This is a genomic window from Streptomyces sp. NPDC026500, assembly GCF_055567635.1.
Genome location: NZ_JBVHQB010000014.1, coordinates 241,563 through 255,361 on the forward strand (window position 1 = coordinate 241,563; position 13,799 = coordinate 255,361).

At 70.4% G+C, this 13,799-nt stretch carries 13 protein-coding genes and 1 pseudogene; 7 read left to right on the forward strand and 7 right to left on the reverse strand.

What is annotated here, in order from left to right; all coding sequences use genetic code 11:
- The first annotated feature begins 59 nt into the window (after positions 1–59).
- Entirely contained in the window at positions 60–434 is a 375-nt protein-coding gene (locus ACZ4N5_RS25585; RefSeq protein WP_467759393.1) for a DUF6153 family protein, read from the forward strand.
- A 94-nt stretch (positions 435–528) separates the two neighbouring features.
- Here the strand turns inward: ACZ4N5_RS25585 and ACZ4N5_RS25590 are convergent, their stop codons facing one another.
- A complete protein-coding gene (locus ACZ4N5_RS25590; RefSeq protein WP_467759394.1) occupies positions 529–666 on the reverse strand; it encodes a hypothetical protein in 138 nt (45 codons plus the stop codon).
- Positions 667–731: 65 nt separating this feature from the next.
- On the opposite strand from ACZ4N5_RS25590, the gene ACZ4N5_RS25595 reads away from it, so the two are divergent.
- Together ACZ4N5_RS25595 and ACZ4N5_RS25600 are read left to right on the forward strand one after the other, a co-directional pair.
- Entirely contained in the window at positions 732–2,246 is a 1,515-nt protein-coding gene (locus tag ACZ4N5_RS25595; protein WP_467759395.1) for a sialidase family protein, read from the forward strand.
- Between the two features lie 614 nt (positions 2,247–2,860).
- Positions 2,861–3,391 (forward strand): hypothetical protein, encoded by a 531-nt coding sequence (locus ACZ4N5_RS25600; RefSeq protein ID WP_401336884.1) that lies wholly within the window; start codon positions 2,861–2,863, stop codon positions 3,389–3,391.
- A 210-nt stretch (positions 3,392–3,601) separates the two neighbouring features.
- Here ACZ4N5_RS25600 and ACZ4N5_RS25605 read toward each other — a convergent pair.
- Both ACZ4N5_RS25605 and ACZ4N5_RS25610 read right to left on the reverse strand, forming a co-directional pair.
- A pseudogene (locus ACZ4N5_RS25605) lies at positions 3,602–5,196 on the reverse strand (ABC-F family ATP-binding cassette domain-containing protein).
- A 631-nt stretch (positions 5,197–5,827) separates the two neighbouring features.
- Positions 5,828–6,487: a peptide deformylase gene (locus tag ACZ4N5_RS25610; protein ID WP_467759396.1), complete on the reverse strand. Its 660-nt coding sequence runs from the start codon at positions 6,485–6,487 to the stop codon at positions 5,828–5,830.
- Positions 6,488–6,691: 204 nt separating this feature from the next.
- On the opposite strand from ACZ4N5_RS25610, the gene ACZ4N5_RS25615 reads away from it, so the two are divergent.
- On the forward strand, positions 6,692–8,095 hold the full coding sequence (locus ACZ4N5_RS25615; RefSeq protein ID WP_467759397.1) for a PepSY-associated TM helix domain-containing protein: 1,404 nt from the start codon (positions 6,692–6,694) through the stop codon (positions 8,093–8,095).
- A gap of 153 nt (positions 8,096–8,248) precedes the next feature.
- Here the strand turns inward: ACZ4N5_RS25615 and ACZ4N5_RS25620 are convergent, their stop codons facing one another.
- From ACZ4N5_RS25620 to ACZ4N5_RS25630, 3 genes are all read right to left on the reverse strand, one after another.
- Positions 8,249–8,596 carry a tetratricopeptide repeat protein gene (locus ACZ4N5_RS25620; protein ID WP_467759398.1) on the reverse strand — a complete coding sequence of 116 codons (348 nt, stop codon included), beginning with the start codon at positions 8,594–8,596 and terminating at the stop codon, positions 8,249–8,251.
- A gap of 132 nt (positions 8,597–8,728) precedes the next feature.
- Positions 8,729–9,184, reverse strand: a complete 456-nt coding sequence (locus ACZ4N5_RS25625) for a MarR family transcriptional regulator (RefSeq protein WP_467759399.1) — start codon at positions 9,182–9,184, stop codon at positions 8,729–8,731.
- 2 nt (positions 9,185–9,186) lie between these two features.
- Positions 9,187–9,717: a MarR family winged helix-turn-helix transcriptional regulator gene (locus tag ACZ4N5_RS25630; protein ID WP_467759400.1), complete on the reverse strand. Its 531-nt coding sequence runs from the start codon at positions 9,715–9,717 to the stop codon at positions 9,187–9,189.
- 179 nt (positions 9,718–9,896) lie between these two features.
- On the opposite strand from ACZ4N5_RS25630, the gene ACZ4N5_RS25635 reads away from it, so the two are divergent.
- The 3 genes from ACZ4N5_RS25635 to ACZ4N5_RS25645 all read left to right on the forward strand — a co-directional run bounded on the left by ACZ4N5_RS25635 (position 9,897) and on the right by ACZ4N5_RS25645 (position 12,838).
- The gene (locus tag ACZ4N5_RS25635) at positions 9,897–10,862 is read left to right on the forward strand and encodes a pirin family protein (RefSeq protein ID WP_467759401.1); all 966 of its coding nucleotides are present in this window, start codon (positions 9,897–9,899) and stop codon (positions 10,860–10,862) included.
- Positions 10,863–11,192: 330 nt separating this feature from the next.
- On the forward strand, positions 11,193–11,633 hold the full coding sequence (locus ACZ4N5_RS25640) for a hypothetical protein (RefSeq protein ID WP_467759402.1): 441 nt from the start codon (positions 11,193–11,195) through the stop codon (positions 11,631–11,633).
- Positions 11,634–12,055: 422 nt separating this feature from the next.
- Positions 12,056–12,838 (forward strand): IS5 family transposase, encoded by a 783-nt coding sequence (locus ACZ4N5_RS25645; protein WP_467759403.1) that lies wholly within the window; start codon positions 12,056–12,058, stop codon positions 12,836–12,838.
- A 583-nt stretch (positions 12,839–13,421) separates the two neighbouring features.
- Here ACZ4N5_RS25645 and ACZ4N5_RS25650 read toward each other — a convergent pair.
- Positions 13,422–13,799: DNA-directed RNA polymerase subunit alpha C-terminal domain-containing protein (locus ACZ4N5_RS25650; protein ID WP_467759404.1), on the reverse strand; the 378-nt coding region annotated here is incomplete at its 5' end.

A 13,799-nucleotide genomic window follows, 5' to 3' on the forward strand; every position in this document is an offset into this window, starting at 1 on the left:
TGAGCCCATGATCTCTCCAGTGCTCGCACCGACTCCGGGGCGAGTTCTGTGCGCTGGATGTGGCTGGTCCTGGTCCTGGCCCTGGTTGCGGGGGCGCTGGGCACGCATGCCCTGTCGCGCGCCGGTATGCCGGCTGCGGGCCGGCACGACGTCATGATGTCGGCAGAGCTCCTTGGACGCCCCGCGCCCGTCCACGTTGCCGGTGCGGACTGCCAGCATCTGTCCGACGCCGTGACAGCGGCATGGTCATGGACCACACCGGCGGGACATGCGCGGCGGGCGGTACGTCCACCGCGTACGTTCCGCCCGCTCTGATGCCCGGCATGGCTGCCCGTGTCGAACCTGCGGCAGCCGTCGGCGGCGGCCCGGCTCCCGGGCCGGTGGACGGCCGCGCACCACCCGATCTTTCCGAGTTGCAGCTCCTGCGGATCTAGAGGCTCCCGCACGGCACCCTCCTGACGGGGTGGCGTGCTCCGGCCTGCATGCATCCGTTTCAAAGGGGTCAAGGGGACGTCAATTCCCTTTGGTTCAGGCGGTGTTGAAACGAAAAATGTTGACATGGCCATGCTTGCGCAGCAGAGTGTCGACGTCCCTCAGCACGTCCTGCACGATGTTCGGTTCGGCCGGGCTCCGCCCGCCCTCACGGTGCGGACGTGTACGAGGCATGCTCCCGACCCCACTTCACGACGCACCGATGCCGGACGTGCCCCTTCTGTGAAAGGGAACGGATCATGTCCCTGGCATCCCTGCTCCAGCGCCTGGCGAGACCCGGGCTGGTGACGGTGGCCCTCGCGGCCGGCGCGCTGGCCCTGTCGACGACCACCGCCGGCGCCGCGCCCGCCCTCACCCGGATCAGCACCGATCCCTACACCAACTCCACCAGCCAGCACGCCACCGAGGTCGAGCCGGACACGTTCTCCTACGGCTCGACGATCGTCTCCGCCTTCCAGGTCGGCCGGTTCAACGACGGCGGCGCCTCCAACGTCGGCTTCGCCACCTCGACCAACGGCGGCGCCACCTGGACCAAGGGCTTCCTGCCGGGGATCACCACACAGGCGGGCGGCACCTTCCAGAGGGTCAGCGACGCGTCGGTGACCTACGACGCCAAGCACAACGCCTGGCTGATCTCCACCATCCCCATCACCTCGTCCGTCACCGTGCCCGACGTCTACACGAGCCGCTCGACCGACGGCGGACTGACCTGGAGCAACCCCGTGGTCACCGCGACCGGTTCGAGCCTCGACAAGAACTGGATCGTCTGCGACAACACCGCCACGAGCGCCTTCTACGGCAACTGCTACACCGAGTACGACAACAACGGCGACGGTGACCGCATCAAGATGACCACCTCCTCCGACGGAGGACTCACCTGGGGTGCCTCGAAGAACACCGGCAACAACGCGACCGGTCTGGGCGGACAGCCCGTTGTCCAGCCCAACGGCACCGTGGTTGTCCCGATCGCCAACGCCTCGGAGACCGCGATCCGCGCCTTCACCTCCACCAACGGCGGCAGCTCCTGGACCAACGCCACCACCGTGGCCACCGTCAGTACGTTCACCGTGCACGGAAGCCTGCGCAGCGGGCCGCTGCCCTCCGCCGAGATCGACGCCGCCGGCAACGTGTATGTCGTCTGGCAGGACTGCCGCTTCCGCGCCAGCGGGGGCTCCTGCACATCCAACGACATCGTGTTGGCGACGACCACCAACGGCACCACCTGGTCGTCGGTGACCCGCATCCCGATCGACGCGACGACCAGCACCGTCGACCACTTCATCCCCGGCCTCGCCGTCGACCCGGCCACCTCGGGCAGCACCGCGCACCTGGCGCTGACGTACTACTACCACCCGGTCGCCAACTGCACTGCTGCCACCTGCCAGTTGGACGTCGGGTATGTCTCCTCGACCAACGCCGGCAGCACCTGGACGGCGCCGACCCAGCTGGCCGGTCCGATGACCCACTCCTGGCTGGCGAGCACCACGCAGGGCACCATGGTCGGCGACTACATCTCGACGTCCTTCTCCGGCGGAACGGCACACCCGGTGTTCGCCGTCGCCTCGGCCCCCAGCGGGTCGGTCTTCAACGAGGCGATGTACACGCCGACTTCAGGTCTCACCGCGGCCACCGGCACCGTCGCCGTCACGACCGCCACCGCACGTGACAACGTCTTCTCGGCCCGCCTGGCCGCCATCGCCTACGCGCAATGGCTGGCCAACGGCGGCACCGGGGGCGGCGAGGACAGCCCCTGATCGACAGACCCCGATCGCAACAGCCGCCCCGGCGAACTTGCCGGGGCGGCTCCGCGCCAGGTCTCCTTCCGGCCGGAGGACCATGATCGGGACGTGGCCGCCACCGAGTTGGCGACGGCCCCTCGGGCCAGACCGCCACCACGCGTGCGGGCACTCCCCGGCCGACCACTTGCCGCGCCCAAGGGCGGGCGGAGGGTGTCAGCGGATGCCCGAACCGAAGGGGATGGCGACCGTGGTGAACAGTCGCTCCTGGACGGTGACAGACACCGGCCGGGCGATCAGGACAACTGCTCCGGTGAGATTGTCCGGGCGGAAGATATCGGCGCCCGGCGGCAGCGGGATGCGGAAGTGGCCGTCGACGTCGCCGGCACTGAGGTTCCCTCAGCCAACGCGGATGGCGGCAGTCACGCGCTGCCGGCCGCCGTCGGACGCAGCCCGCCGCACCGTTGGACGGCACAGCGCGCCCAGCACGGGCCCGAACGGTGTGTTGACCCTTCAGAAACCGTTCGATTACAGCGAATTCACCATTCAGCATCTACCCGCGTAGCGCGCCATGGGATGTCATGGACACGACTCCGACGATCGTCGCCGGGTCAGTCCTCCCGGGAGACCCCATGCGTTCCATCACCCGAATATCCGCCGTCGGCGGCTCCGTCCTCGCGCTCACCCTCAGCGGCCTCATCGTCGGCGTCAGCGCCGGCACGGCCAACGCCAGCACCTGCTCCCACGCGTACCTGCCACTGCCCGACTCCAGCTGCACCCCCGGCGCCTACAACCCGGATGTCACCCAGTCCACCATCGGCAGCACCATCTGCGTGTCCGGCTGGACCTCCACCGTCCGCCCGCCCACCTCCTACACCAACCCGCTCAAGGCCCAGGGCATCATCGACTACGGCTACGCCGACACCAGCATGTCGTCCTACGAGGAGGACCACCTCGTGCCCCTGGAACTCGGCGGGTCCCCCCGCGACCCGGGCAACCTGTGGCCGGAGCCGTACTCCGGGACAAAGACCGCCTACACCAAGGACGGCACCGAGACCAAACTCAAGAACGCCGTCTGCAACGGCACCATCACCCTGTCCGCCGCGCGCAGCGCCATCAAGACCAATTGGACCACCGCCCTCCAGGTCACCGGCATCGGCTGAGCTCAACGCACGGCAGCTGGTCACGCCGGCACCGGGCGTCACTGGCCAGTGCCACATCCGGGGCACTGGCCGGTCACTCATGCTGGGCAAGCCGACGAAGCAGGGCAGGGTTCTCGCCCCGCGGGGACTGGAAGAAGAACAGACAGTCCTTAGAGTCGAACCTCCTACGCGATGTGGCCGCCGGTGGTGAGGACGTAGTCGCCAACCAGGTCACCGATCAGTGCGCCACACCAGCTCCCGGTACTCCTCGCTCCACAGGTCCTCGTCCGCGTCCGGGAGCAGCAGCACCCGGTCCGGGCGCAGGGCGTCGATGGCTCCCCCGTCGTGGGTGACCATGACGAGCGCGCCCGGATACGTGGCCACCGCGGCCAGGACCTCGGCGCGGGAGGCCGGGTCGAGGTTGTTTGTGGGCTCGTCCAGGAGGAGCACGTTCGCGCCGGAGTGGACGAGCCCCGCCAGGGCGAGCCTGGGGTCTTCTCGCCGCCCGAGAGCACCCCGACCCGCTTGTCGGCGTCGTCGCCCGTGAACAGGAACGAGCCGAGCACCCGCCGTACCTCGCCGTCGGTGAGATGCGGCGCGGCGGCGGCCAGTTGGCCGCGGACCGTGTCGGCGGGGTCGAGCGTGTCGTGCTCCTGCGCGAAGTAGCCGAGGCGCAGCCCGTGCCCGCGTACCACCCGCCCGCTGTCCGGGCTGTCGTGACCGGCTAGCAGACGGAGCAGTGTGGTCTTGCCCGAGCCGTTCCGGCCGAGGATCACCAGGCGGGAGCCCCGGTCGACGGCGAGGTCGACGCCGCGAAGGACGCGCAGATCGCCGTACGACTTGGCCAGGGCCACCGCGCCGAGCGGCATCCGTCCGCACGGGGCGGGTTCCGGCAGTCGGATCCGGGCCACCTTCTCCGCCTGCCGGACCGGCTCCAGTCCGGTGAGCAGGCGGTCGGCACGGCGGGCCATGTTCTTCGCCGCCACGGCCGTCGACACATGGGCGCGCATCTTGTCGGCCTGCGCGTGCAGGGCCGCCGCCTTCCGTTCGGCGTTCGCCCGCTCCCGGGCCCGCCGCCGCTCATCGGCGTCGCGCTGGGCGAGGTAGGCCGTCCAGCCGGTGTTGTGGACGTCGAGCGTGGCGCGGTGCGGGTCCAGGTGGAAGACGCGGTTGACGACGTCGGCCAACAGCGAGGTGTCGTGGCTGATGAGGACGAGGCCCGCCTGATGCCCGGTCAGGAACCCGCGCAGCCAGGCGATCGAGTCGGCGTCCAGATGGTTCGTCGGTTCGTCGAGAAGCAGCGTGCCGTCGTCCGCGAACAGGATGCGGGCCAGCTCGACCCGGCGTCGCTGTCCGCCGGACAGGGTCCCGATCGGCTGGTCCATCACCCGGGCGGGCAGCCCGAGGCCCGCGGCGACCCGCGCCGCCTCGGCCTCGGCCGCGTACCCGCCGCGCGCCTGGAACTCCGCCTCGGCGCGGGCATAGGCGTTCATCGCCCGCTCGGATCCGTCGGCCATCTCGGTCTCGGCCGACCGCAGCGCGCGTACGGCACGGTCGAGGCCCCGGGCCGACAGGATCCGGTCGGTGACCGTGACCGCGGGGTCCGCCGCGCGCGGGTCCTGGGGCAGGTAACCGACCGCACCGGTACGGGAGACGGACCCGGCGGCGGGACGCTGCTGCCCCGCGAGGGTGCTCAGGAGGGTGGTCTTGCCGGCGCCGTTACGGCCGACGAGGCCGATGCGGTCGCCGGGGGAGACGTGGAAGGAGAGGCCGGACAGCAGCAGACGGGCGCCGACGCGCACGTCGACACCGCGAACGGTGATCATGGGAAAACGCTCCAGAAGTCAATCGGCTCAAGGACACACGGGTGGCGTGGAAGCGGGTCCTTGAGCTAAGAGACGCGGGGCGTAGACATACCGCCAGGCTAACGGGACCGGACGCGGGACCGCCTCCGATTTACCTGCCCGAGCATCCCGGCGCACACTCGCCGGGAGACCTTGCCGCTATACCTGCCGGTGGCGCGGTGGCGCGGTGGCGCGGTGGCGCGGTGGCGCGGTGGCGCGGTGGCGCGGTGGCGCGGTGGCCCGGTGATCGGTGGCCGAGTCGTCCGGCAGCCGGGTGGGGGTCGGCGCTCGGCAGTGGCGCCGACTTGATGGCCCGCCCGGCCCGATGGCCCGCCAGCCCGGCCCGGCGGCTTGCCGGGCCGGTCGTCCGACGGGCCGAGCGGGCCGGTTGATCTGATCCGCGCGGTGGCCGGGCTATCTCCGCCGATGGGCCGGTGACGCCCGCCCGGGGTGTCGGCCCGGCAGCGTGAGGCCGAGCTGTTGTCCGCCCGGGATGTCAGCCCGGCAGCGTGAAGCCGAGCTGTTGCCCACCCGGGGTGCCGGCCCGGCAGCGGTGAAGCCGAGCTGTTGTCGGCCCGGCAGCGTGAGGGCGAGCTGGTGTCCGCCCGGGATGTCAGCCCGGCAGGGGGAAGCCAAGCGCCTCGGCTGCCAACTGCGGCGTCGGCTGCGCCCAGAGTTCCGCTGTCGCCTGGTTGGAGGACAGTGAGCGCAGCTCCGCGTGGTCGAGATAGAGCGTGCCGTCCAAGTGGTCCGTCTCGTGCTGGACGATGCGTGCGGGCCAGCCGCTGAACACCTCGTCGACGGCGCGCCCGTGCTCGTCCAGCGCCGTCAGCCGCACCTCGGCGTGCCGGGCCACGACGGCCTGCCAGCCCGGAACGCTCAGGCAGCCCTCGAAGAACGCGGCCCGCCCCGGACCGATCCCGTCGTACGACGGATTGACCAGCACCCGGAACGGCTGCGGCACCCGCCCGCGTACGACGCGTACCTCGTCCGACACCGGCGCCGGGTCCTCCATGACGGCGATCCGCAGCGGCACGCCGACCTGTGGCGCGGCGAGGCCGACTCCCGGCGCCGCATGCATCGTGGCGCGCAGGGCGGCGACGAACCGGGCCAGCAGCCCCGGGTCCAATTGCCCGTCGAACGGCTCCGCGCCCCGGCGCAGCACGGGGTCACCGGCCGCGACGATCGGCAACGGACCCTCGTGGCCGAGGAGTTCCTCGACCAGGTCGCTCAGAGTGATGCGCGAGGCGCTGCGGTCAGGTTCGGATGCCATCGCGCCAGGATGCCAAGCCCTGTGGAGCCGATCGAGGCGGCGCAGGGCGAGTCCCGCGACTTTCCTTGTGTGACGCAGGCCACACGTGGGCCCGGGAACTCGCCGCCACCGCGCCCCGACTACTGGACCGCCACCGGCGACGGGAGCCCAACTCCCCGGCCCACGGCCCCCTTCCGTCCCCTGCCCGACCGGAGAACACCGCCGATGTCCACCACTCCCTCCCCGGCGACGGACGCGTCCCCGCGGCCCGCCGCCCCCGCCCCGGCCCCGGCCCGAAGTGTCCGGTCCGCCCTGCGCCCGCTGATCCTGCGCCTGCACTTCTACGCGGGCGTGCTCGTCGCACCATTCCTGCTGGTGGCCGCCACGACCGGCCTGCTGTACGCCGCCTCGTTCCAGGCCGAGAAGATCGTGTACGCGCAGGAACTGACCGTCCCGGCCGGTGACCACAAGCTGCCGCTGTCCGAGCAGGTCGCGGCGGCCCGCACAGCCCACCCCGAGGGCACGGTCTCGGCCGTCCGCCCCTCCCCGGAGGCGGACGCCACCACGCGGGTCCTGCTCTCCGGCGTCCCCGGAGTCGAACCCGACCACACCCTCGCGGTGTTCGTCGACCCGTACACCGCGAAGGTGCGCGGCTCGCTGGAGCAGTACGGTTCCACCGGGGCACTGCCGCTGCGCACCTGGCTCGACGGGCTGCACGGCAATCTCCAGCTGGGCGAGAGCGGCCGGCTGTACAGCGAGCTCGCCGCGAGCTGGCTCTGGGTGATCGCGGGCGGCGGCCTCCTGCTGTGGTTCGGCCGCCGCCGGGACCGGCGCACGGTGCGCGGAACCAGCGGCCGCCGCCGCACCCTCGGACTGCACGGCACGCTAGGTGTCTGGGCGGCCGCCGGATTCCTCTTCCTCTCCGCGACGGGTCTGACCTGGTCGACGTACGCCGGGGCCAACATCGACACCCTGCGGACCTCGCTCCACCAGGCCACCCCCGCGATCTCGGCGGCGACCGGCGGCGACCACGCGGGTCACAGCGGTTCCGGAACGGGCGCCGGAAAGGGGGACACCCCGCGGGGCCTCGACGGGATCCTCGCGGCCGCCCGTGCCAGGGGCCTCGGAGACCCTGTCGAGATCGTCCCGCCCGCCGACGCGTCCTCGGCGTACGTCGTGAAGCAGATCCAGCGCAGCTGGCCCGAGAAGCAGGACGCGGTGGCCGTGGACCCGGCGAGCGGCGAGGTCGTCGACGAACTCCGCTTCGCCGACTACCCGTTGCTCGCCAAACTGACCCGCTGGGGCATCGACGCCCACACCGGGACGCTCTTCGGCCTGGTCAACCAGATCGCCCTGATGGCGCTCGCGCTCGCGCTGATCCTGCTCATCGTGTGGGGCTACCGCATGTGGTGGCTGCGCGGCCGTGCCTCCTCGTTCGGCCGGCCGATCCCGCGCGGAGCCTGGCGGCACGTGCCGCCGCAGATCCTGGTCCCGGCGCTCGCCGCCGTCGCCGTCCTCGGCTACTTCGTCCCGCTGCTCGGCATCCCGCTCGCCGTGTTCCTCGCCGTCGACGTGCTCCTCGGTGAGATCGCGCACCGGAGGAGCGGGCGCACCCCGGCGGCCGGATAGCGTGATCCGGCACGCGGTGAGGCCCCTTCGGCTCCGCCCGCACCCGCCGCCGGGGGCCGCCGGGCCACCCGACGCGCGGGAAGGCCGGTCACCGAGGTGACCGGCCTTCCCGGCAGAGGCGCCGAACCCGGATCGCCCGGGGGTCGGATCGGATCAAGCACGCTCGAAGTCGCCCGCGAGCGCGGACGCGATCCGCAGGTGCGAGGCCGCCTCGTCGGGCCGGCCGAGGCGCTGCAGCGTGCGTCCCAGCATCAGCCGGGCGTAGTGCTCGACCGGGTCGAGCTCCACGAGCGCGCGCAACTCGGCTTCGGCGCGGCGCAGTTGGGCCGAGTGGTAGTAGGAGCGCGCCAGCAGCATCCGGGGTCCGGTCTGCTCCGGCACCTCCTCGACCAGGCTGCCCAGCACCCGCGCCGCCGAGGCGTAGTCCTTGGCCTCGAAGAACAGCTGCGCCCGCTCCCAGCGCTCCGCGGCCGTCCCGTGGTCGTAGTACGTCATGTCCACCACTGACCTCCTTCGACGGGCCACAACCGCGCTGGTTGGTTGAATATTCCACGAACCGTCGAGGGTATGTCCTGGACGTCTCGGGGCGGCTGCGCGCTGCCTCGGGGGCGGCCACGGGCTGCCCCGGGGTGGTCACGCGCCGGCGAGTTCCGCGTTGGCCCGCTCGGTGACGAGGGCCAGCACGCGCCCGGCCGTCGCCAGGTCCTCGGCCGAGATCCCGGCGTACACCCGGGCCGCGATCTCGTTGCCTGCGGTGCGGATCGACTCGAACAGCTCCCGGCCGCCGTCCGTGAGGGACACCTGCTCGGGCGTCGGCTCCGTCAGGAGCCTGCGTGCCGTCATCTCCTCGACGGTCCGCCGCGCCGCCGACTCCTCGATCTTCAGTCCGCCGGTCAGCCGGCCCACGAGCCGGGCGCGCTCGACGGTCCCGCCGTTGTCGGACACGGCCCGCAGGGCCACGGACTGCTCGAAGGTGGTGCCGCTGCGGGCCAGCGCCCGCCCCAGGGCGGCCCGGGTCGCGTAGTGGGCGAGGCCGATGACCTGGCCGTTGACGGGGGGAACGCTGACGGGGGGAACAGGGGTGGTCATGACTACTCCTCGGATGAAACCTCTTCGGAAGGAAGCGAAGCCTCGCCGGAACGCGGCTCGGCTCCGGTGTGCGGATCGAGCGGTACGTCGAGCAGGAGGGCCACCTCGCGGCTGAACGCCCGTGTGCGCTCGCCGCCGAGTCCGCCCAGTGGTTCGAGGAGCTGCTCCAACAGGCCCTGGACCACGGTGATCGCACGGAGGGTGATCGCGCGCCCGTCCTCGGTGAGGGACAGGCGCACCGCGCGGGGGTCCGCCGGATCCCGGGTGCGGTCGAGAAGGCCGGCCGCCTCCAGGGAACGGGCCAGCTTCGATACGTAGAGCGGTTCGAGGCCGGTGTGGTCGGCGAGCCGGCGCTGACTGGGGTGATGCCCGTCCCGGTTCATGCTGTACAGCGACGCCACCAGCGAGTACTGCGCGTGCGTCAGGCCCAGCGGGCCCACGGCCCGGTCGACCGCGACGCGCCATTTCATCGACAGGCGCCAGACGAGGAAACCGGGCGTCGCGTACTCGGATACCGACTTCGCTGCACTCATGCAAGAAACAGTACATGGCTACTATGTCCATGGCTACTATTTCCTCGAACGGCCCGCCGGATGGCGTACGGACCTGGGGGCCGTGTCCCGGGCCGCCGCGCCGGTTCTGAGTCAAGTGCCCCTCAATGGGCGGATCGATGGCCTGACGAGAGGTCCCCGACGGGGCTAGGTTGGGCGCCATGAGCAATCTTGATCGGGAGGCGGTTCCCGCCCCCTGCGGTGGCCGCGGGTTCGTGGTGGCCGAGCCGGTGCGCGAACTCCTCAGCCCCCGCCGGGTCAAGCTCGGCGAGTCCACCGAAGTCCGCCGCCTGCTGCCCAACCTGGGCCGACGCATGGTCGGCGCGTGGTGCTTCGTCGATCACTACGGGCCCGACGACATCGCCGACGAGCCCGGCATGCAGGTTCCGCCGCACCCGCACATGGGCCTGCAGACCGTCAGCTGGCTGCACGAAGGCGAGGTGCTGCACCGCGACTCCACGGGCAGCCTCCAGACGATCCGCCCGCGTGAACTCGGCCTCATGACCTCGGGCCACGCCATCAGTCACTCCGAGGAGAGCCCCCGCGCGCACTCCCGCCTGCTGCACGGCGCGCAGCTCTGGGTCGCCCTGCCGGACAGCCACCGGCACACCGACCCGCGCTTCGAACACCACGCCGAACTGCCCGTCGTCACCGCCCCCGGCCTGCGGGCCACGCTGGTGCTGGGCTCGCTCGACGGAGCGGCCTCGCCCGGCACGACGTACACGCCGATCCTCGGCGCCGACCTGGCTCTCGCGAGCGGCGCGGACGTACGTCTGCCGCTGGAGCCCGACTTCGAGTACGCCGTCCTCGCCATGTCGGGCGAGGCCCATGTCGACGGCGTACCGATGCTCCCCGGCTCCATGCTCTACCTCGGCTGCGGCCGCACCGAGCTCCCGCTGCGCGCCACGTCGGACGCGGGCCTCATGCTTTTGGGCGGTGAGCCGTTCGAGGAAGAGCTGATCATGTGGTGGAACTTCATCGGGCGGTCGAACGAGGATATCGCGCAGGCCCGTTCGGACTGGATGAAGGGCTCCCGATTCGGTGATGTGGTGGGGTACGACGGGGCACCGTTGACCGCTCCCGAACTCCCGCCTGGCCCGCTGAAACCGCGCGGAAGGGTGCGCTGACTTGGGGTTCCAGCTCTAGCGCACGCCTCCCGCGGGGCACGGCTGTCCCCGCTCGGCACCCGGTGTTCCCGAGGGGCGATCGCTCCTCGGGAACGCGTCGACGGACAAAGCTGCGTTCTCACGTCTGGCCGACTGCAGACGGGCACCGCGTGGCGCACGGTCAGAACACGGCGCCGCGGCCTCAAACGAGCGTAATGGGCTACAGAATACTTATACGCGATATTTGGGATAGATAAGACAGGCCCGTTTGACGGGTGGCTGCCGGTGTAGGTAGAACCTGGCTTCACCGCAGGCATATACCTGCTTCGGCACATTAGGGGAGGGAAACCCATGCGCAAAAAGTTGGGGCTGGGGATATTCGCAGCCGTTTCAGCCGCAGTGTTGGCCATCGCGCCCTCAGCATCGGCATACGAAACGGCGACGAACACGCGTAGCCAACTCTTCGATACATATCCGGCGACCAATGCCAAGTCGTGCATGACCAGGACCATCTATCTCGCTCGCTACGAGTATGACTGGCAGAGCGTGATGTTCGGCCGCACCCCGGGTAACGAACAAGATATTAAGCTTGAGAAGGGCAATTACACCTGGGTGGACTGCATCTCGTATTACAGCGAAGGCGTTTACCAGCATTGGTCAACGCTTACGACCCCCGGCCACCCGACTTCGACACTGCCGGACGTGCATTACACGTTCACCGATGACCCGAATAACCTATCTCAGTACTGGGCTCTGTGGGGAAGCCAGCTGGTCCCTATAGGGCCCTGGTAGACCTCGTGCGTCTGTCCCGTCGCGAGCACGTCGACCAGCCGCCCGCCCCGCACCCCGGGCGCCGCCTCCCGCCGAGCTGGTCCGCTGTCATCAGGTGACCAAGTGGCTGCTGTTTTCCGGCCAGCGTCGGGTCGTCTGGTCTGTCATGGGAGTGGCTGTTCACAGCGGTCGCTGGTCGTGTTCTGGTTCTCTCAAACGAGACGGTTCGCCTGGTGGTGTTCAGAGGGGTGGCGGTTGGTGTGCGGGGTGGTCGCTGGCCTGGTGTGTTGTTGATTCGTTGAGACGCCATCCGCTTATCGATCACGGGGCTGGCCTGGTCGAACAGGGTTCCTGATCGGGTGATCGCGCGAGAGGCGGCACATGAGAGCAGGGCCTCTTGGTAGTTCGGGGGTGCGAACCAAACCGATCACCAGGAGGCCCTGTTGCCGCAGTCTTTCGCGCTCGCATGCCTGGAGTCCAACTCGCAGTCCCGGTCGTGTGACCTCCTCGCGCACAGGTTCGGCAACGGGGCGGACCGGCCGGACCGCATCCCGCGCTATGTCTCCGACATGACGGAGGCAGAGTGGCAGGTCCTCCGGGCCGTACTGCCGGTTCCGGCCTGGTTGGAGGGGCGGGGCGGACGGCCGGAGGGCTTCTGCCACAGGCAGATGATCGACGCGGTCCGCTATGTGGCGGACAACGGCGTCAAGTGGGCCAACCTGCCCGCAGACTTCCCGCCGTATCGGCGCGTGCATGCTTTCGCCCGCCGTTGGCACGTGACGGGTCTGCTCGCCGAGCTCCACGACCGGCTGCGCGACAAGGTCCGCCAGAAGGAGGGCCGCTTGCCGGATCCGACGGCCGCGATCGTGGACTCGCAGTCTGTGCGGGCGGCTGCGAACATCCCGCGCTGGACGTCAGGCTGGGACGGCGGGAAGAAGGTGGGCGGCCGCAAGCGGCACCTGGTGGTGGACTGCCTCGGCCTGGTCCTGGCCGTCGCGGTGACCGGGGCGAGCGTGCAGGACGGCGACGCCGCCGTCCGGCTGCTCGAGCGGCTGCGCAAGATGTACTTCTCCATCCGCCTGGTACGGGCGGACGGTGGCTATGCCGGTAGCCTGGTCGACTGGGCCCGCGAGAAGCTCCGCCTCACCCTTCAGATCGTCAAACGCACTGATGACACGAGGGGTTCGCGGTGCTGGCGCGCAGGTGGGTGGTGGAAAGAACGCTGAGCTGGCTGATGCGCTCGCGTCGCCTGGTGCCGATCGGGAGGGTGCCTTCGGCGGTTGCCCAGGAGGAGCGGTGGGTCAGCTTGGGTTGTAGCCGGTCCCAGGAGCGGGCTTTGGCCGTGCCGTAGAGGCGGGCCGCGAGTCGGGGAACTCGGCGTACGTTCCGAACCGCTTCCACCTGTCATGGTCTGCAGCGCGAAGCCGAGCCTTGATCCGACCTTCGTTGTGCCTAGTGCGCGCCCGTTCCCTGCACGGCGGGCAGCCCCATGAAGAGACGGGAGGCGGCGTTCCCTTCGGAGCGGTGCCGGTCCGCTCGGCGACGGGTGACGGACCGCCCACGTCTGAAAGGCACTTCGCTGCGCCGGACATCCGCACACCGCGTCCTGATCGCCACCATCGTCATCGGCCTCGTCCCGACCGCCACACCCGCAGTGGCCCAGGCTCAGGTCCGCCCGACACGCCATTTTGTCGTCGGCTGCCTTCGCCAGGTCTGTGCGCGGACCCGGCCGAGGCCGCCCAGCGGGCAGTGTGGAGGTTCTCCTGTCCCCGTACGCGAGGTGTTTCCATGACCGGCGTAGCGCAGCGTTCAGTATCGCTCGGTCTCCACGAAACTCGCGTCCGCGTTATCGTCCGCGCCGATGGCGGCGGCGGTCGGGTCGAATCCGGGCGGGCTGTCCTTGAGGCCCAGGCCCATGCCGGCCAGCTTCGCCTTGACCTCGTCGATGGACTTCGCACCGAAGTTGCGGATGTCCAGGAGATCGGCCTCGGAGCGGGCGACGAGCTCACCCACGGAGTGGACGCCCTCACGCTTGAGGCAGTTGTACGAGCGGACCGTGAGCTCCAGCTCCTCGATCGGCATGACCAGATCAGCGGCAAGGGCGGCGTCCGTGGGGGACGGGCCCATGTCGATGCCCTCGGCGTCGATGTTGAGCTCGCGGGCCAGACCGAACAGCTCGACCAGGGT